The 17,031-nt window shown below is 43.9% G+C and carries 17 protein-coding genes; 8 read left to right on the top strand and 9 right to left on the bottom strand.

Translation table 11 applies throughout. The features are described from left to right. Nucleotides 1-144: 144 nt before the first annotated feature. The 4 genes from F0228_RS20110 to F0228_RS20095 all read right to left on the bottom strand — a co-directional run bounded on the left by F0228_RS20110 (nt 145) and on the right by F0228_RS20095 (nt 4,516). Nucleotides 145-939, bottom strand: a complete 795-nt coding sequence (locus F0228_RS20110) for a DeoR/GlpR family transcriptional regulator (protein WP_061032073.1) — start codon at nt 937-939, stop codon at nt 145-147. Nucleotides 940-1,200: 261 nt separating this feature from the next. Continuing rightward, on the bottom strand, nt 1,201-2,721 hold the full coding sequence (gene glpK / locus F0228_RS20105) for a glycerol kinase GlpK (protein ID WP_008215951.1): 1,521 nt from the start codon (nt 2,719-2,721) through the stop codon (nt 1,201-1,203). Between the two features lie 58 nt (nt 2,722-2,779). Beyond that, a complete protein-coding gene (locus F0228_RS20100) occupies nt 2,780-3,634 on the bottom strand; it encodes an MIP/aquaporin family protein (RefSeq protein ID WP_008215950.1) in 855 nt (284 codons plus the stop codon). Between the two features lie 450 nt (nt 3,635-4,084). Next, nucleotides 4,085-4,516 carry a PACE efflux transporter gene (locus F0228_RS20095; RefSeq protein ID WP_061032075.1) on the bottom strand — a complete coding sequence of 144 codons (432 nt, stop codon included), beginning with the start codon at nt 4,514-4,516 and terminating at the stop codon, nt 4,085-4,087. Nucleotides 4,517-4,627: 111 nt separating this feature from the next. Between F0228_RS20095 and F0228_RS20090 the strand changes: the two genes are divergently transcribed. Then, entirely contained in the window at nt 4,628-5,515 is an 888-nt protein-coding gene (locus F0228_RS20090) for a LysR family transcriptional regulator (protein WP_171731303.1), read from the top strand. A 93-nt stretch (nt 5,516-5,608) separates the two neighbouring features. Here the strand turns inward: F0228_RS20090 and arsB are convergent, their stop codons facing one another. Together arsB and F0228_RS20080 are read right to left on the bottom strand one after the other, a co-directional pair. Next, the gene (gene arsB, locus F0228_RS20085; RefSeq protein WP_105058504.1) at nt 5,609-6,664 is read right to left on the bottom strand and encodes an ACR3 family arsenite efflux transporter; all 1,056 of its coding nucleotides are present in this window, start codon (nt 6,662-6,664) and stop codon (nt 5,609-5,611) included. Between the two features lie 109 nt (nt 6,665-6,773). Further along, on the bottom strand, nt 6,774-7,115 hold the full coding sequence (locus tag F0228_RS20080; protein WP_061032078.1) for a metalloregulator ArsR/SmtB family transcription factor: 342 nt from the start codon (nt 7,113-7,115) through the stop codon (nt 6,774-6,776). Nucleotides 7,116-7,599: 484 nt separating this feature from the next. On the opposite strand from F0228_RS20080, the gene F0228_RS20075 reads away from it, so the two are divergent. From F0228_RS20075 to F0228_RS20065, 3 genes are all read left to right on the top strand, one after another. Further along, nucleotides 7,600-8,397 (top strand): Cof-type HAD-IIB family hydrolase, encoded by a 798-nt coding sequence (locus F0228_RS20075; RefSeq protein ID WP_171731304.1) that lies wholly within the window; start codon nt 7,600-7,602, stop codon nt 8,395-8,397. Between the two features lie 180 nt (nt 8,398-8,577). Further along, a complete protein-coding gene (locus F0228_RS20070; RefSeq protein ID WP_105058502.1) occupies nt 8,578-9,225 on the top strand; it encodes a DsbA family oxidoreductase in 648 nt (215 codons plus the stop codon). Nucleotides 9,226-9,259: 34 nt separating this feature from the next. Further along, nucleotides 9,260-10,468 carry a crosslink repair DNA glycosylase YcaQ family protein gene (locus tag F0228_RS20065; RefSeq protein WP_061032080.1) on the top strand — a complete coding sequence of 403 codons (1,209 nt, stop codon included), beginning with the start codon at nt 9,260-9,262 and terminating at the stop codon, nt 10,466-10,468. A 43-nt stretch (nt 10,469-10,511) separates the two neighbouring features. On the opposite strand, the gene F0228_RS20060 is transcribed toward F0228_RS20065, so the two are convergent. Further along, the gene (locus F0228_RS20060; protein ID WP_061032081.1) at nt 10,512-11,450 is read right to left on the bottom strand and encodes a LysR substrate-binding domain-containing protein; all 939 of its coding nucleotides are present in this window, start codon (nt 11,448-11,450) and stop codon (nt 10,512-10,514) included. 106 nt (nt 11,451-11,556) lie between these two features. On the opposite strand from F0228_RS20060, the gene F0228_RS20055 reads away from it, so the two are divergent. The 4 genes from F0228_RS20055 (at nt 11,557) to F0228_RS20040 (ending at nt 15,985) form a co-directional block, all read left to right on the top strand. Continuing rightward, on the top strand, nt 11,557-11,859 hold the full coding sequence (locus F0228_RS20055) for an antibiotic biosynthesis monooxygenase (RefSeq protein WP_061032082.1): 303 nt from the start codon (nt 11,557-11,559) through the stop codon (nt 11,857-11,859). Between the two features lie 2 nt (nt 11,860-11,861). After that, a complete protein-coding gene (locus F0228_RS20050) occupies nt 11,862-12,836 on the top strand; it encodes a Gfo/Idh/MocA family oxidoreductase (protein WP_105058500.1) in 975 nt (324 codons plus the stop codon). 199 nt (nt 12,837-13,035) lie between these two features. Further along, entirely contained in the window at nt 13,036-13,374 is a 339-nt protein-coding gene (locus F0228_RS20045; RefSeq protein WP_171762706.1) for a Fis family transcriptional regulator, read from the top strand. 379 nt (nt 13,375-13,753) lie between these two features. Then, nucleotides 13,754-15,985, top strand: a complete 2,232-nt coding sequence (locus F0228_RS20040) for a hypothetical protein (RefSeq protein ID WP_171762705.1) — start codon at nt 13,754-13,756, stop codon at nt 15,983-15,985. A gap of 72 nt (nt 15,986-16,057) precedes the next feature. Here the strand turns inward: F0228_RS20040 and F0228_RS20035 are convergent, their stop codons facing one another. Next, nucleotides 16,058-16,519 (bottom strand): hypothetical protein, encoded by a 462-nt coding sequence (locus F0228_RS20035; protein WP_061032086.1) that lies wholly within the window; start codon nt 16,517-16,519, stop codon nt 16,058-16,060. A gap of 204 nt (nt 16,520-16,723) precedes the next feature. Continuing rightward, nucleotides 16,724-16,966, bottom strand: coding sequence for a hypothetical protein (locus F0228_RS20030; RefSeq protein WP_061032087.1), 243 nt, complete (start codon nt 16,964-16,966; stop codon nt 16,724-16,726). Between the last annotated feature and the right edge of the window lie 65 nt (nt 16,967-17,031).

Below are 17,031 nucleotides of genomic sequence, written 5' to 3'. Positions count from 1 at the left end.
GGTTCAAAATGACTCTTATTCGAGCATAGAAGTGAGACTGTTCATGTTCAAGTACGATTTTCTAAGTAACAAAAAAGCCCATTATCGATAAAGTGATCTATCAATAATGGGCTCTTTTAATGAACATGATTTCTGAGCGTTTTTTTATTCGTCCGACGCTAGTGGTTGAGAAGCGGTCTCGATAACTTCTAATGGAATGTCTGAATCTTTAAGGATGTTCAGAATCTCTTCTGGTGGTTGTTTATTGGTGAATACCATGTGTGCTTGAGAGATGTTACCCAGCTTAACCATTGCGTTGCGGCCAAACTTACTGTGGTCGACTGCTAGGAAGATGCTGCGGCTGTTTTCGATGATGGCTTGCTTCACTCGAACTTCATGGTAGTCAAAATCAAGCAGTGAGCCGTCAAAGTCGATACCGCTGATCCCTAGAATGCCGAAATCGAGGCGGAACTGCTTCACGAAATCGAGTGTTGCTTCACCCACGATACCGCCATCACGGTTTCTTACCTCGCCACCCGCCAAGATAACCTTTATCTCTGGGTTTGGTAGCAGGATACTGGCAACGTTGATGTTGTTAGTCACGACTCTGAGTTGTTTGTGGTTTTTGTTCAGCGCGCGCGCCACCGATTCTGGCGTAGTGCCGATATCAACGAACAAGGTTGCACCATCTGGAATGTGTTTAACCAGCTCGTCGGCAATCACATCTTTTTCATTGAAGTTAAGCGCTTTACGCGTGTTGTAAGAGGTGTTTTCTGAGCTAAGAGGAATGGTTGCACCACCGTGATAACGACGGATTTTGTTGCTATCAGCCAGCTCATTGAGGTCTCGTCTGATGGTTTGTGGGCTAACATCGAATTTTTCAACGAGCTCTTCTGTGCTCACATATCCTTGTGTTTTTACCAGGTCTACAATCTGCTGGTGTCTTGGTATCTGCTTCACTTAACTTACCACTCCCTGCACGCTATGGGTTCTAGCGCGTTACAATCGAAAATATTAACTCGCGCTATTGTGCTCGAATTGATGAGGAGAGAGAAGTAATGATAGTAAGGAATTATGTCCAAACCGCAAAAACGTTGATCAAAACAATGAAAAATTGGCTCCAAACGCAAAAAAGAGCACAAAATAGTGCTCTTTTTAGTTTCGTTTAATGAGGAACGAACAATTCAATCGATAAGAGAGTGATTATTCGAACGCTCGATTTTACTCTTCGTCGTCATCGTGCAGTTCAGACCAAACTTGTGCACACTTGATGGCACGCTTCCAACCTTTGTAACGGCGGTTACGCTTCTCTTCATCGTGGTGTGGCAAGAACGTGCGATCTAGTACCGCTTTGTCTTGAAGCTCATCGATGCTGTCCCAGAAACCAACCGCTAGACCAGCAAGGTACGCTGCACCCAGAGCCGTTACTTCCGTTACTTCAGGACGGTGAACTTCTGTATCTAGCACGTCTGATTGGAATTGCATTAAGAAGTTGTTCGCTACTGCGCCGCCATCAACACGCAGGTTTGCTAGCTTGATGCCAGAGTCCGCTTGCATCGCATCCAGTACGTCACGAGTTTGGTAAGCAATACCCTCCAGTGTTGCACGAATGATGTGGTTAGAGTTAACGCCACGTGTTAAGCCAACAATTGTACCGCGAGCGTAAGCATCCCAGTATGGTGCGCCTAGACCGGTAAATGCAGGAACAACGTAAACACCGTTTGACGTATCTACTTTAGTTGCGAAGTACTCAGAGTCTTCTGCGCCAGCCAGTAGCTTCATTTCATCACGTAGCCATTGGATAGATGCGCCACCCATGAATACCGCACCTTCAAGTGCATAAGCTGGTTCGCCCGTAGGACCACATGCTAATGTCGTCAATAGGCCGTTCTTCGATGTTACTTTCTCTTGGCCTGTGTTCATCAGTAGGAAACAGCCCGTGCCGTATGTGTTTTTCGCTTGACCAGCTTCAACACACATTTGACCGTAAAGCGCTGCTTGTTGGTCACCCGCAATACCAGCGATTGGAATACGAGTACCGCCTTTACCACCAAGGTTCGTTTGGCCGTAAACTTCAGAAGAGCGTTTCACTTCAGGCATCATTGATGCTGGAATACCCATCTCGTCTAGTAGCTTGCTGTCCCAGCATAGGTCGTTGATGTTAAACAACATAGTACGTGATGCGTTAGTGTAATCCGTAACGTGTACACGGCCTTGAGTCATCTTCCAAACCAACCAAGTATCAACCGTACCGAACAGTAGCTTACCTGCTTCAGCGTCTTCGCGAGCGCCTTCAACGTTGTCTAGAATCCATTTTACTTTTGTACCTGAGAAATACGGGTCAAGGACTAAACCTGTATTGTCACGCACGTAGTCTTCTAGGCCACGCTCTTTAAGTTCTTCACAAATTTCTGCAGTACGACGACATTGCCATACGATAGCGTTGTATACCGGCTTGCCTGTCTCTTTGTTCCAAACGATGGTGGTTTCACGTTGGTTAGTGATACCGATACCCGCTAGCTCGTCGCTGCGAATGCCTGCTTTAGCTAGAGCTTCAACCAATGTAGAGCTTTGAGTCGCCCAGATTTCCATTGGATCATGTTCAACCCAGCCAGCCTTTGGATAAATTTGAGTAAATTCTCGTTGAGAAGAGCTTACGATGTTTGCATCGTGATCGAGGATTACAGCGCGAGAGCTTGTAGTGCCTTGGTCTAGGGCAACAATGTATTTTTGCTCGGTCATGGTAAGAATCCTTTTTGTTCCGTTATTTATATTTTAGTAAATGTAAGGTCGCTTGGGGTTAAGCTTGAGCTTGTTCAGCTTCTTCTTCTGTTTCACATTGGTTTGGAATTGTGCAGCCATGGCCTTCCACTGGTAGGTGAGCACCAATAACACGTGGGTACAACCAGCCACCAAAACACGCACCAGCGATAGGAGCAAGAATTGGAACGATGAAGTAAGGAATATCACGAGCACCGGTTAATGCAAAATCCCAACCTGCAAAGTAAGCGAAAAGTTTTGGTCCGAAGTCACGTGCAGGGTTCATAGCAAAGCCAGTTAGTGGACCTAATGAGCCACCAATTACCGCGATAAGAATACCGATCAGTAGAGGGTTCATTGCGCCACGTGATGCGCCATTGTTCTCGTCGCCCAGTGCAAGAATGGCAAACATCAATACTGCAGTAATCACGAATTCCACCGCAAAAGCGCCGAAGAAAGAGAGTGAAGCATGTGGGTAAGTCGAGAAGATACCAGCAGTTGATAGTGCGTCTTGGCTGCTACGAACAAAGTTATGAGCAATTTCGTAATCTGTAAACAAGTTGCTGTATAGGCTGTAAACCAAAGCTGCAGAGCAGAAGGCACCAAGTAATTGAGAGATGATGTAAGGCACTACCTTCGCCTTATCAAATCCATGGAACATGGCTAATGCAATGGTTACTGCAGGGTTTATGTGTGCGCCAGAAACGCCAGCTGTGCAGTAAATCGCGATAGATACGCCGAAGCCCCAGATGATACTAACTTCCCATTGTCCGAATGTTGCACCTGTTAATACCAGTGCAGCCACACAGCCAACGCCAAAGAAGATGAGCAGGCCAGTACCGATAAATTCGGCGAGGCATTGCCCAAATAAAGAAGGTTGTTTGTTTGTTGTCATGTTCGAGTCCTTGTTATTTTTGCTTATCTAGCACGCGTATTGTGCATAAATTTGCGAACTCGAAAATAAACGAGCATTAAAAATGAGCGTTTGAGCATAAAATTGTTAATTAAACTGGCTTGAAATGTTAAACCGAACACTTTTGCTCGAAAAAGAAGCTTGTATGGACGCTATTGCGCGAATGTATGTCTCGGGAGGTCGCTAAAAGTACCTGTATGTAAGCAGATGCACAACTGGTACGAGGAGTTAATGACTGGATTTGTGATGCTGATTCGCGAGTGGTGGTTTATTAAACTTGGATCTTGTGGACCTATCCGGGGTCTCAAATGTTGGAAAAGCGTTAACAAACAAGGATGTACTTAAGCTATGACAAAAAATGCCAGATCCATACTGAATCTGGCAATTCGTTTTGTTTATCGCTCAGTGATGATATTTGAGCGAATCGGTGAATTAATTTAGAGCGTTAACTTTGCCTTGTGTAACAAAGTAGTCTCTTACTGAATCGTACGCCCAGTTAAATCCGATAGCGTAGAGTACAAAGAAAATGACTAGGCCGATGTCCATAATCAATACGGTTAGGAAATCCAGCTTCAACACCCACATCAAGACTGGTAGCGTCACTGTCATTAAACCAAGTTCAAACCCTAATCCGTGTAAAACTCGGGTTTTCTTCGTTCGTTTTGTTCTGTCTGCCCCGAAGATTTTGTCGTAGCCGTAGTTGTAGACGTAGTTCCAAGCCATTGCTATTAGCGACATCGCAAGTGCTAACCCCGCCATTTCCCCAGCTCCATTGCCAGTAATGTAGGTTGCTAGCCCCGCCATCATGATCAGTGCGAACACTTCAAATAGCACCATATGTAGAATTCGTTCTTTGTGTGACATGTATTTTCTCTTTCTGTTGAATCTATATTTGCTGTTTGAAAGGTATATTATCTTTAATTATGATTATAGAAAGATAGTAACTATCACCAATGGTGATAATAGGTTGGTGGTATGTATAACATTGAACAACTTAAAATGTTCGTTTACGCAGTAGAGCTGGGTTCTTTCTCAGCAAGTGCTCGTCATTTAGGTAAGGTGCAATCGGCGGTAAGCCAAGGCATCAACAATCTTGAAATAGATTTCAATGTGGAGTTATTTGATCGTTCGACTCGCAAACCTTCGCTGACGAAAGAAGGTGAACAGCTCTTTAAACAAGTGAAAGCAATCGTCCTTCAGGTTGAAGATCTCAATGCTTCCGTTAGTGCGATAGGAACGGGCGAAGAAGGGCTTATTAAAATCGCATTAGATGACTCCTTATTGGTCCCCAACCTATCCAGAATCCTAAGTGAATTCAGCCAACTTTTCCCTGCAACTGAAGTTGAGTTGATCGCTTGTACCACAACAGAAGTGAACCCCTTCGTAGTTGAAGAGAAGGCAGACCTTGGTTTGATGTTCACCAACTTGGCTTTTGATGTCGGTTCTGAACCTTGCTTTATTGGGCATCTGCCGTTTGTTGCTGTTTGTCACCCAAGCCACAAGCTAGCCAAAACGGGTGTAGCGAAATTGTCGGATTTACTGCCACATCGTCAGCTCATGCTGAGGGGCGACAAAGGTAAGATGATGGATCAGTTTCCACTTATAGCGGGCAAGGTATGGTGGTCGAACAGCTTTATCGTTATCAAAGAAATGATCCTTGGTAGTGATGTCGGTTGGGCGTACTTACCTAAACACCTTGTTGAAGAAGAGTTAAGTAAACAGCGTTTGATAGAGGTGAACGTCTCATTTGACCATAAAACGTGGTCGCCTCCGGTTGATTTGGTTTTATCGAAAACACGCTCTAAAGGGCCAGCATTGCTATGGCTTGAACAAGCATTGAAAGGCCTATTAGACGAAACATAAGCTGGATGAGACTTAAATTGGATTAATCTGGATAGAGAAAAGGCTCACAAATTACTTTGTGAGCCTTTCTGTTTTAAGCGATACGCGATTTTTTTAGTTCGCAGATTTCACTGTTAGACCGTTGTAGTACTTGTCTTTCATCTTAAGTGCCACGTTCACTAGGTAAATCAGTACAGGTACTTCAATCAGTGGACCGATAACGCCTGCAAACGCTTGATCTGAGTTGATACCGAATACAGAGATTGCTACGGCAATCGCTAATTCAAAGTTGTTACCTGTTGCTGTAAATGCAATTGATGCGTTCTTGTCGTATTCAATGCCCATCTTCTTACCAATGAAGAAACTGATGAAGAACATCGCAGTGAAGTAGATTGTCAGTGGAACAGCAATCAACAATACGTCCATTGGCAACTCAACAATCATCTCGCCTTTTAGGCTGAACATCAGAACGATCGTTGCCAGTAGAGCAATCAGTGTCATTGGAGAAATGCGCGGAATGAACACGTCGGTGTACCATTGCTCACCTTTCATCGACACAAGGATCTTACGGCTTAAGAAACCTGCTAAGAATGGGATACCTAGGTAGATAAGTACGCTGTGTGCAATATCGATCATTGAGATATCAACCAGCATGCCTTCGTAACCGAATACTGGAGGAAGAACGCTGATGAACAACCACGCCATAAAGCTGTAGCTAACCACTTGGAACGCACTATTCAGAGCAACCAATGCGGCACCGTATTCTTTGTTACCGCCACCGATGTCGTTCCAAACTAGAACCATTGCCACACAACGTGCAAGACCAATTAGAATCACGCCGACCATGTAACCAGGGTGGTCACCCAAGAATGTAAGCGCTAATACGAACATTAGGATAGGGCCAACCAACCAGTTCATAATCAAAGAGAGCTTGATGGCTTTCTTATCTTTTACCACAGTGCCCAATAGACTGTAGTTAACCTTAGCCAAAGGTGGGTACATCATTAAGATAAGGCCAATCGCGAGTGGAATGTTGGTGGTGCCAACAGACATTGAATCGTTCCACTGTTCGATCTGTGGGAATAGGGTACCTAGCAGTACACCAAGGCCCATGGCGATGAAGATCCATAGTGTTAAGTAGCGATCTAGAAAACCTAACTTTGGTTTCATGGTAATCTCTCTTTTTTGATATCGTAAATCGTCGAAAAACGATTGATTGTGGCAAAAAAACACGCTTAAAAGTAAAGGCTATCAAAGCCGATCCCTCAAGCGTGAACTTCTATTTTAGAATGCTGTTAAATACCGATTCGAAGCGTTGAATATTGTCGCGGTCGATGCGGTAACACATCTTCGGCGGGATAGACTCAGCAGTGATAAAACCAGAGCTTTTCAATATTCTTAAGTGTTCTGATACCGTTGATTGAGCTAAACCCAATTCACTTACCAGATCACTGTTTAAGCAGCCGCCCGACTTTTCCAATGCAGACAAGATACTAAGTATGCGAATTCTCGCTGGATGCGCGAGTGCTTTTGCTAACACTGCCATTTCTTTTTCTGCTTCAGCATTACTCGGCGGAAGAGGTAGAGAACAGCTTTCTGTTGCTTGGCATGTTGCAGTCATACTTAGGTAGCTCACTTAATTCTAATCGTTAAAAGACGATTAATAGTAAGCCTATTTCTTTTGTCGGTCAATGCGAATTTTAAAAGTTGCCTTAAATGGGCCGACGCAGCTTGTCGTATTGACGTAGCTTGATACCCGATTTGCTATCGATTTTAAACCTTATGGTACATAAGCAATATCTAAGATTTAAGCAAAGAAACTCACCGAAAAGCATTGCATTCACTGGCTACTATAGCGATATAATCGAACGCAGAACCGTTACCCAAGATAACGAAAAATCATAATCTACTATTTAATTTTTATACCAATCACAGTAAGTAAATGATCAGAAATAGCGCAGGAAAAAGACTTGAGAACAAGGCGGAATTTTTTGGTAAGTAGTTATTCTACAATCAAAAATTCTAACGCAGTTATCGAGTATTTTAACCAGCTACGATGAACAGTTATTTACTACGATTGGTATTACTTATAGGTAAGCTCTGAAATGCCACAACAGAACATCAAATTTATCGCTGCTGATATGGACGGCACTCTACTTAATGAACACGGAAAGTTAGACCCTGAATTCTTTAACCTCTATGAGCGACTAGAAGCTCAAGACATTATTTTTGCTGCGGCATCGGGTCGCCAGTATTACAGCTTGATGGAAACCTTTGCTCCTATTAAAGATCGTATGATGTTTGTTGCTGAAAACGGCACATTGGTGATGCACAAAGGCCAAGAGCTATACAGCTGCTTGCTTGATACTGATGCCATCAAAGACATCATCAAAGAAGCGCGTGCTATCGAAGGTGCCCATGTGGTGCTGTGTGGTAAAAAGTCAGCATACATCGAAACCAAAGACGAACGTGCTCTAGCGGAGATCTCTAAGTACTACCATCGCCGCGAGCAAGTAGAAGACCTTTTGGCGGTTGAAGACAAGTTTATCAAGGTTGCTATTTGCCACTTTGACGGCTCGCAAGAGAAAGTAAACCCAAGCATCAACGCTAAGTTTGGTGAAAATTACCAAGTGGTTGTAAGCGCGAAAATTTGGTTGGATGTGATGAATGCTGAGGCTTCAAAAGGGGCGGCAATTAAGCATCTACAAAACACATTAGGTTTCACTTACGAACAGACCATGAGCTTTGGTGACTACCTAAATGATTACGAGATGCTTAAAGAGAGCTACCACTCATATGCGATGGAAAATGCACATCCAAAACTGAAAGAGATTGCTCGTTTTGGTGCGCCAAGTAATGTTGATGCAGGCGTATTCCAAGTGTTAGAGAAACTTCTCGCATAACGTTCGAAATCCTTTTTAGATTTTTATCAAAGCCGACTCACTAACATGAGTCGGCTTTTTTGTTCGCTACTGGTGCATTGAGTTAAATTTGAACGAGTGTTCAGTTTATTGTAGTCTGATCAGAAATATGGGTATCCATTTCGAATTGGATACGCCCTAGCAACGATATTTGGAATGACGATGAGCAAGAAACTTCAACTCGATATTATTTCTGACGTAATGTGCCCTTGGTGCGTTGTCGGCTACAAAAACCTAGAGCAAGCCTTATCAGAACTTGGCTTAGAACAACAAATTGAACTTGAATGGCAGCCGTTTGAGCTGAATCCAGATATGCCACAAGAGGGTGAAAACCTGCGTGAGCATATCATGAGAAAATACGGCTCTAGTGCGGAAGAGAGCCAACGTTCACGTGAGCAACTGGCAGCTCGTGGCAAAGCGGTTGGGTTTGATTTCAATTTCTATGACAGCATGAGAATGGTGAATTCACGTCACCTACATGTGCTGCTTGATTTTGCTCTCGCGCACGGTAAACAGACTGAGTTAAAGCTACGCTTCTTTACTGCGCACTTTTCAGAGAAAAAAGATCTGTCTGATCTTGAAGTGATTGCACAAGAACTTGAAGCGGTTGGTTTGGATTCAACGAAGGCACTGAAACGCCTAAAGAACATCGACAACTTAAAGCAAATAGAAGCGCAAGAGTTTGAATGGCAACGCATGGGCATCTCAGCTGTTCCTACTGTGGTATTCAACCGCAAAAGTGCAGTCACTGGCGCACAGACGGTCGAAACGTATAAGCAAATCCTTCAAGAGCTTATGGCCGAATCATAAGCCGATCATTGGTATTAATTAGAGTCTGAATTTCATGGAATCACTTTCACTCGCACAAGCACAAAAAATGGTATTGCTTTCGCAAAAATTGCCACCTAAGAAGCTACCGCCCAAAAAGCAACGTAATGGCGGTGCTTTGGCGAACACGCTGTCAGCGATTGAAAACCTTGGCTATGTGCAAATTGATACCATCTCTGTGATTCAGCGAGCTCACCACCACACGCTTTGGAATCGCAATCAAGACTACCAACTGAATCATCTGGATAAGCTGTTAGAGCGTCGAGAAGTGTTTGAGTATTGGTCGCACGCCGCCGCGTATTTACCTATGCGAGACTACCGCTTCAGCCTGCATCGAAAGAATGGGTTTGCGAGCGGTAAGCTTAAGCATTGGTATAAAAAAGACGACGCACTCATGGCACATGTCCTCAAACGCATTGAGAACGAAGGGCCATTGATGGCGAAAGACTTTGAAGGGGATCGACCAAACCCCGGAGGTTGGGGCGGTAAACCGGCTAAGCAAGCTTTAGAAACCTTGTTCATGCAAGGCGATTTAATGGTGCCAAGCCGAGTTAATTTTCATAAGGTGTATGACCTAACCGAGCGAGTTCTACCGAGCGGAATTGATACCTCTGAGCCGACAGAACAAGAGTACATCGAGCATCTGATCACGCGTTATTTAGAAGCGAACGGTGTGGGAATCGCATCTGAGATGAGCTATCTCCTTAAGAACACCAAACCACTGATTCAGAAAACACTCCAGCAGATGCTTGAAGACAAACAAGTCGTGAAGGTGGATGTTCAAGGCTCTGACTATTATGTGTTGCCTAATGCGTTTGAGCTTCTGAATCAGTCTCTTTCTCGAACTAAGTTAAAGATATTGTCTCCGTTCGATAATCTGTTGATTCAACGTAAGCGAATGCAATCACTGTTTAACTTTGATTACCTTCTTGAGTGTTATGTTCCTGAAGCCAAGCGCCAGTTTGGTTACTTTAGTTTACCGATTCTGTGGCAAGGTAAGCTGGTGGCGCGAATGGATTGTAAGGTTGACAGGAAGACCCGTTTACTCAACATTCGCAACTTAGTTGTTGAAGACAGAGTTAAAACTCATGAGTCATTGATTCACGCTTTATGCGAAGAACTAAAGCACTTCATGGTGTTTAACCAATGTGATGAGGTGGTCGTCCATAACACCACGCCTTCCGACCTTGGCAAGCGCTTGATGAGTCATTGGCAAATGGTTTAACGTTTATCGCTGCTTAAAAGCCCTAGTTACATAAACCATCTCGTTATTCAGCAAGCTCGGCTAATAAAAACTCGACAAAGGTTCTGTTCTTCAACGACAGTTGCTTGGTTTTGTAGAGCAAGTGAATCGGCTTGGGTAACGGCGCCATGCCGGGTAGGATTTCCAACAGAGCACCACGCTCAATCTCTTCTGAGACTAAGATAGTCGGCTGTAACAACACGCCCACGCCTTGTAGGGCTGCATATCGCAACACATCCCCATTATTCGACATCAAACGCACTTGCCCTTTATTCACCGCGCTATGCGTTGCTTGGTGGTTCTGAGAGGCTAGGAGTTGCGCTTCATTGTTTTGCGTACTCCGCGTTTGTGCATCTCGACCACTCACATCACGACGACTGCTATAACTGAATCCAAGTGATGGGTGTCGCGCGAGATCTTCTAATACACGAATCTCTGCATGTTGGTTTAGGTATGCAGGAGCTGCGCAGTAACACATCTCGTAATCCCCTAAATATCTGGCGACTAAACTGGAGTCAGACAGGTCACCAATTCGCACAATTAAATCAATATCCGAAGAGTAGGGATCAACAAGATCGTTGTTCAGTACGAGCTCGACATTAATCGTCGGATTATTGGCAAGGAACTTCGCCACTATCGGGGCAAGCACCTTGTTCCCATAGGTCACTGGGCAGTTTATTTTGACCGTGCCTTGAGGCTGGTTTTCTAAGGTTTGAATTAGATTTTCAGCATTGCTGATGTCTTCCAGAATTCGTTTACATTCTCGATAGTAGAGCTGCCCTGAATCGGTTAAAGACTGCTTGCGTGTGGTGCGATGAATCAGTTGAGAGTTGAGGCTCGATTCAAGATGATGGACATGTTTACTGATCATGGTCGCCGACAGGTTGAAGTGGTTGGCGGCGCTGCGAAAGCTGCCCTGTTCCACTACGTAAACGAAGACTTTCATGCTGGTTAACTTATCCATTAAACACTCTTGGTTGATAAATAATAAACAAAAGGTGAGTTTATCAATTATTAGGGGTTAATTATATTAATGGCAAATCGATAATTAACTAAAATAAGAGCGTGAAATGCCTCAAACGAACGAAACCATCTTTGTTACTGCCGAACTTAAGATTAAAACCAATATTGAACGTGAGGCTGCGGTTGAAGCCATCGAACAGTTTTGCCTAGATATGCGGAGCGAATCGGGCTGCCTACAAGCAATAGCAACCTATGACGAAAACCAAAGCGATCGTGTGATCTTGCTGGAACAATACGTTAACCGCGAAGCGATCAATCAGCACTTTGGAATGCCTCATACGCAAGCATTTATCGAGCGTGATATAACTGAATTAGTACAAGCCTTTGAAACTCACAAGAAGGATATCTAAGCATGAAATGGGGAATCCTAGGAACCAGCTTTATCTCAGGCGTTATGGCGGATGCGATTAAAGGCGATACTCTAAGTGAACTGTATGCCGTTGCAGGACGCACAGAGAAAACACTCAATGAGTTTGCAGCGCAGTACCAACCAACACGAACCTTCAACAGCTATGAAGCCTTGATTGAAGATGAGTCGGTCGACATTATCTATATCGCGCTACCTAACCACGTCCACCACGAATACGTGATTAAAGCCGCTCAAAAAGGCAAAGCGATTCTGTGTGAAAAATCGTTATCGGTTGATATGGAAAAAACCGAACAAGCTTTACAAGCCATAGAAGAAGCGGGCGTATTTTTCGCAGAAGGATTGATGTACTTAAACCATCCATTGATTGCCAAGCTTCATCAAGAACTGGCGACTGGTGAGATTGGTGAAGTACGCTCAATTCAAGGCTCATACGTTGCGGCGATTGACCAGTTTGTGAACCCTGCGAGTAAAGGTGCGCTATACAACTTGGGTTGTTACCCAATGTCGCTGATTCACTCTGTCGCGCAACACCAGTTTGGTGAGAGTGTGTTTGATGATCTGCAGATCTCAGCCATTGGCCGACGTAGTCAAGATGGAAATATCTGCGAGTCGTCAGCAATGATGCGATTCAATGACCACTTCACTGCGCAAATCCATACTGCAGAAGACCACGGCTTAAAGCATGGCTTTACGATTTTAGGCAGCAAAGGTTGCATCACTCTCGACACCAACCCATGGTTACCGACTGAAGAGAATACATTCACGGTTGAGATCTATGAAACATCGAAACGTGAAGTAAAAGTCGAAGCGCAAGGTGACGGCTTCCATTATCAAGTGCGCAATATCCGAAAAGCGGTTGAGCAAGGTGACACACAGCTTGCAGCACCTATGGCGACTCATCAAGACTCTCGCGTAATCATGAAGTTACTGACTGATTGGGAACAAGCGGCGAGCTAGTTTCTTTGTCAAACCCTGTACACGCCTCATACTTGGTAGCTTCGTAAGCTATCAAGCATGAGGTGTTTCTCTAATCCCTCTCGCCCATTATCCTCAATAAATACTTTGCATTTGAAACAGCCACAGTGTCCAATATCGGTTAAGACAATATTGACTTAAAAACCTTATTTTTTAAGGTGTTAAATAGGATGCCTGCTTCATGCGTAAATCAGATAAGAAGATCGAAAATCAAATCAGAGATGTGCTAACTGACGTTTGTGAAGACACGCTAAAAGGCTTCGATGGTTTTTTGTGGGTGACTCACTCGGTCAACTTCTCTTCATTTCCGCAAAGTTTGAAAATCGTCTGTGTATTCGATAGCAATCAAGATAGAACGAATTTCTTAGAGGTTGGTGGTCAACAGCAGGTGGCTTCCGTTATTCAAAGCGCATTCAATCAGGTTGGGATTAAGCTGAAGAGCATTGATAAGCACCTAAGCTTCGATACACAAGAAAATTGCGGCCGTGACCACCAAGGCAAGTGGAATTTAAGGCTGTAGTTCTCCCATCAGAATACCTTGATACTCGATCAACGGTGACGCAGTTTTGTGGTGTTGCTTTGGAAACACCACAATCTCTTTCTATCCAAAATTCTCATTTTGAGAATAATTGCCCCCTCAATTTTCACTATCTGTGAAACTTCCCTTACGAGAAAAATTAAGATTATAAGTTTTGAGCTTTCCCTGTAACGCGCTGAGTTTGAATATCTATTTATATGGGCTGCTGGCAGGTAACTGGCTTTCAGGCGGATCAGCCTTGATCAATACTTATATCTAACCAATACTTTTTCTTATTTTGATTCCTAAATTGACACGTAAGTTGGCTGACTTTTCGTCTCGTTATATGAGTTACGACAGTATCGATTAGGAACTTTTGATAATGAAAACCTACATTCTCTGGGTACTAGCGCTCATACCATCATACTTGGTTGCTAGTCACTCATTTGCCGTTGGTACAGCGGTAGTATTACCTGGGCAACATGAGCCCGGCACTGCTCTCGACGGCTCTCCTTTATCTGCGGATGATGTTATCGATTGGGAGATCGCTAACAGCGACATTGTATTCGGCGCTTATTCAGACATCACTGACAACCAGCACGCTACAACAATTGGTTATATGTATAACCAAGCGATGGCGGTGAATTCTGGTTGGTTGGAGAACGATCTGCGTAATCAAGCCGAGTTGGATGGCATTAATTTCGAAGACTATTTCCTTCATTTCTCGGAAGATACGGTCATTGCTGAAGTTGATAAAACGCACGGTGAAAACACGCTTTTAAACCGAAAACCCGTAATTGTCGGGTACACAGCCAGTGAAGACCATGCGGGTTTTTGGCTTTACCAACAACCACCGTGGGATGCGGATGTATTTGAGAGTTTCGAAAGCGGTGGAGCGCTTTATATCTACCATGCTGAGCCGTTTGATCGTTTAACCTTCAAGTTTTCTCAGTTTGCTGCAGGTGGCGAGTTTTGGATTGAATACCCAGCAGCCGTTGATTCTCATGGGTTGGTATCGCAGTGGCAAACACTAGAGATCAAGAAAGATAGAACCCTCAATATGACCAAAAACCAGTTTGTGATTTGGAACCCACCAAGTGATTGGGTGAGAGCATCGACACACGATGGCAGTGGTGCAAGCTATGGTGGTGGGCAGTATTTTGGTTCAACCTTTGTAAGAGATGGCGGGCGCTTTTATGTTGTTAGGGTTCGTTGGCAGGGGGATAACCCACAAGACCGCCCGCGTTTGAAAGACGTGACGCTGAAAAACAGTTTTCCGACGGTGAAACTGACCGATGCACCAATAGTCACGCCAGATGGAAGTCTTATCAGCCAATGGCGAAAGATCCGTGGTTTTGATGTCGCTGCAGACCTCAATGGTGATAACTACTTGTCACAAAGCGAGTACCGCAAGCGCACAAACAAAAATGCTACCGCTCGCTTTCGCTGGGAATCGAGAGTCATTCCATTTGGTCGAATGTGGAGTGCAAATTCCTCTTGGGCGTTAACGAATATGGATAGTTTGGACTACCTATCGGCAATACAGGGCTATTACCAACAAAGTTGGGGCGAACAAGGTCTCAATGGTGCTTACAACGATGATACCAATAAGCTGATCGGCTCTAATCAATTCTTTGTTTACTCTGGTGGGCATGTCCAGGAGCTTGGTGCGGTCGCTGGCTCAAGTGAAGCGGATACAATCTATAAATTGCAATTTTCAGAGTTCCTGAAAAATCTATCATTGTTGGATAGTGCTGCGTTGATTGGATTGAATATAGGAACGGCAAATTTGCTAGGAAGAAATGGTCAATCTCACTTACGAGAAGCCGGGTCTCTATACCTCAGAGAGCATTATATTTTCCCTTCTACCGGTTTTAGTGGCTACTCAGGAATATCAAAACATTGGGATAACTCTGCACTCGCTTATGCTGAGCAGGGCGTTATTTTTCAGGCAACTACGCGCTATGGACGAGTTCATCATTACGGGAATAGTGAACAAAACTGGAAGCAAGATCAGTACTCTGCTTTAGCGATTTACCATTTGAGTCGCCACCCTCACTATAGCTATTTTAACCAATGGAATAACGGCTATGTATATGGCAGTGGCAATACCACATCAGATAACTTTTGGCGGAGTGGTATACCTAAGAATTTGGCGTATCAGCCAAGCTCGCTGTTAGCTATTGAGTTAGGTGAGCCAGCGAACCACATTCCACAAAGCTTTGACGCGATCCCTCTAATGCTCTCGACAAGTACGCCTGTGCCGGCTGATTACACCATAGTCGGTGATACATCGATGAACGAAATGGTACACCAAGACTTACCCGACGGAATGACACACGTATTGCCGACATTTACCTATTTTATCTACCAATCTGAAGAGCAAGTGGTCGCTGGTGGACCTGAAGATATGGTGTTAGCGAGAGAGTTTGATCATGGGCGAGTGCTGTATCGCACTGACTTCCACGGTAAGAGCGCAAGCTTTTATGAGATAGAGAAACTGACGATTACATTGGATGTTCCGATGAAGCCAGTCGATGCAGATGGCAATATTGGTGAATATGTTAATCAGATAGAAATTGGCGGGTATGAAGGGTTGTTTCTACTTTATTAGCGTGAAACTCGAGGTGCTTTCAGTTGTTTGTCGGGCTTCTATTTTGGAAGCCCACTCTTTTCCAAGATTGAATTAGGCCCTTGAAATCAGCTTGTTGTTTTTACACTGTTTGAACTCTTTGGCTAGCCATGACTTTTCATTCAAGCCATTGTCAATTAAGGCAAATAGGTAACCATCAACCTTGCTTGAAGCGGCTGGGTATTCTTGAAATACGTGCTTGGGATATCCCGGGTAATTCGTTTCATATTTGCTGTCTAGTCGCTTGCCTTGCTCTCGCCATTTAACGAATAGTTCTGAAGAAGAGGTTGGTTTTTTGTATTGACCTAGAATCCGTTGGTGATGAACCAATGCTACTTTAGCGCAGTGGTTAGTTTGAACGACTTTCTGTATTAACTCAGCTTGTGTTTCGCTCATTGTTTTCGCTAGTGCGTTTTCTTGCTCGATGCGCTCTATTCGCTCACCGAAGGTTTCAGCGTGCGTAGAAAAGATAACAGAAATGGGTAAAACCAATGCCAAAAGGCGCTTGCAGAACATAACCTAACTCATTGAATGGATTCGTGACTATTATGCCGTTGAGTAACAATATTATTAACGAATAAACACGCTTAATTGTAAGAATTATTTTTATCGAGTGGATTAATAAATGCTTATTCCTTTAGGCTATTCGTCACCTGAATGTTTTAGCTGTTTATCGGGTAAGTATTACTTCTCAGCTTGCATGAGAGATTAACGCACTGATTATAAATGTTGAATATCAATCTCTTGATAAGGGAAGCCAATGGCCTTGGCTGCATTTAGTAAGGCTTGCTGACTCTTAAACACTCTTGGTTGCATCTTTCTATCAGACTCAAGAAAACTGTTTACTCCCCATTTATGGCTTTTTACGAGTAGATAATAGCCATTGGTTCCTGGGGAAACCACTCCGATCGCAGCTTTCAAGTCTCCGCGGCCAAAGTGCTCTTTGAATTCACGTAACAACATACCAACTTCCTTATTTGAATATTAAAAAAGGGAGCAAAGTGCTCCCTTATTGAGTAAGGTTAATG

Source organism: Vibrio sp. 99K-1 (assembly GCF_013114585.1).
GTDB lineage: Bacteria > Pseudomonadota > Gammaproteobacteria > Enterobacterales > Vibrionaceae > Vibrio > Vibrio chagasii_B.
This window is presented reverse-complemented; position numbering and strand designations above follow the sequence as displayed.

What these genes read in the sequence shown, in the direction of transcription:
- F0228_RS20035 (WP_061032086.1), bottom strand. Translation starts at nt 16,519, where the DNA reads ATGTTCTGCAAGCGCCTTTTGGCATTGGTTTTACCCATTTCTGTTATC.
- F0228_RS20040 (WP_171762705.1), top strand. Translation starts at nt 13,754, where the DNA reads ATGAAAACCTACATTCTCTGGGTACTAGCGCTCATACCATCATACTTG.
- F0228_RS20100 (WP_008215950.1), bottom strand. Translation starts at nt 3,634, where the DNA reads ATGACAACAAACAAACAACCTTCTTTATTTGGGCAATGCCTCGCCGAA.
- F0228_RS20045 (WP_171762706.1), top strand. Translation starts at nt 13,036, where the DNA reads ATGCGTAAATCAGATAAGAAGATCGAAAATCAAATCAGAGATGTGCTA.
- F0228_RS20055 (WP_061032082.1), top strand. Translation starts at nt 11,557, where the DNA reads ATGCCTCAAACGAACGAAACCATCTTTGTTACTGCCGAACTTAAGATT.
- F0228_RS20090 (WP_171731303.1), top strand. Translation starts at nt 4,628, where the DNA reads ATGTATAACATTGAACAACTTAAAATGTTCGTTTACGCAGTAGAGCTG.
- F0228_RS20095 (WP_061032075.1), bottom strand. Translation starts at nt 4,516, where the DNA reads ATGTCACACAAAGAACGAATTCTACATATGGTGCTATTTGAAGTGTTC.
- F0228_RS20050 (WP_105058500.1), top strand. Translation starts at nt 11,862, where the DNA reads ATGAAATGGGGAATCCTAGGAACCAGCTTTATCTCAGGCGTTATGGCG.
- glpK (WP_008215951.1), bottom strand. Translation starts at nt 2,721, where the DNA reads ATGACCGAGCAAAAATACATTGTTGCCCTAGACCAAGGCACTACAAGC.
- arsB (WP_105058504.1), bottom strand. Translation starts at nt 6,664, where the DNA reads ATGAAACCAAAGTTAGGTTTTCTAGATCGCTACTTAACACTATGGATC.
- F0228_RS20080 (WP_061032078.1), bottom strand. Translation starts at nt 7,115, where the DNA reads ATGACTGCAACATGCCAAGCAACAGAAAGCTGTTCTCTACCTCTTCCG.
- F0228_RS20060 (WP_061032081.1), bottom strand. Translation starts at nt 11,450, where the DNA reads ATGGATAAGTTAACCAGCATGAAAGTCTTCGTTTACGTAGTGGAACAG.
- F0228_RS20070 (WP_105058502.1), top strand. Translation starts at nt 8,578, where the DNA reads ATGAGCAAGAAACTTCAACTCGATATTATTTCTGACGTAATGTGCCCT.
- F0228_RS20065 (WP_061032080.1), top strand. Translation starts at nt 9,260, where the DNA reads ATGGAATCACTTTCACTCGCACAAGCACAAAAAATGGTATTGCTTTCG.
- F0228_RS20030 (WP_061032087.1), bottom strand. Translation starts at nt 16,966, where the DNA reads ATGTTGTTACGTGAATTCAAAGAGCACTTTGGCCGCGGAGACTTGAAA.
- F0228_RS20075 (WP_171731304.1), top strand. Translation starts at nt 7,600, where the DNA reads ATGCCACAACAGAACATCAAATTTATCGCTGCTGATATGGACGGCACT.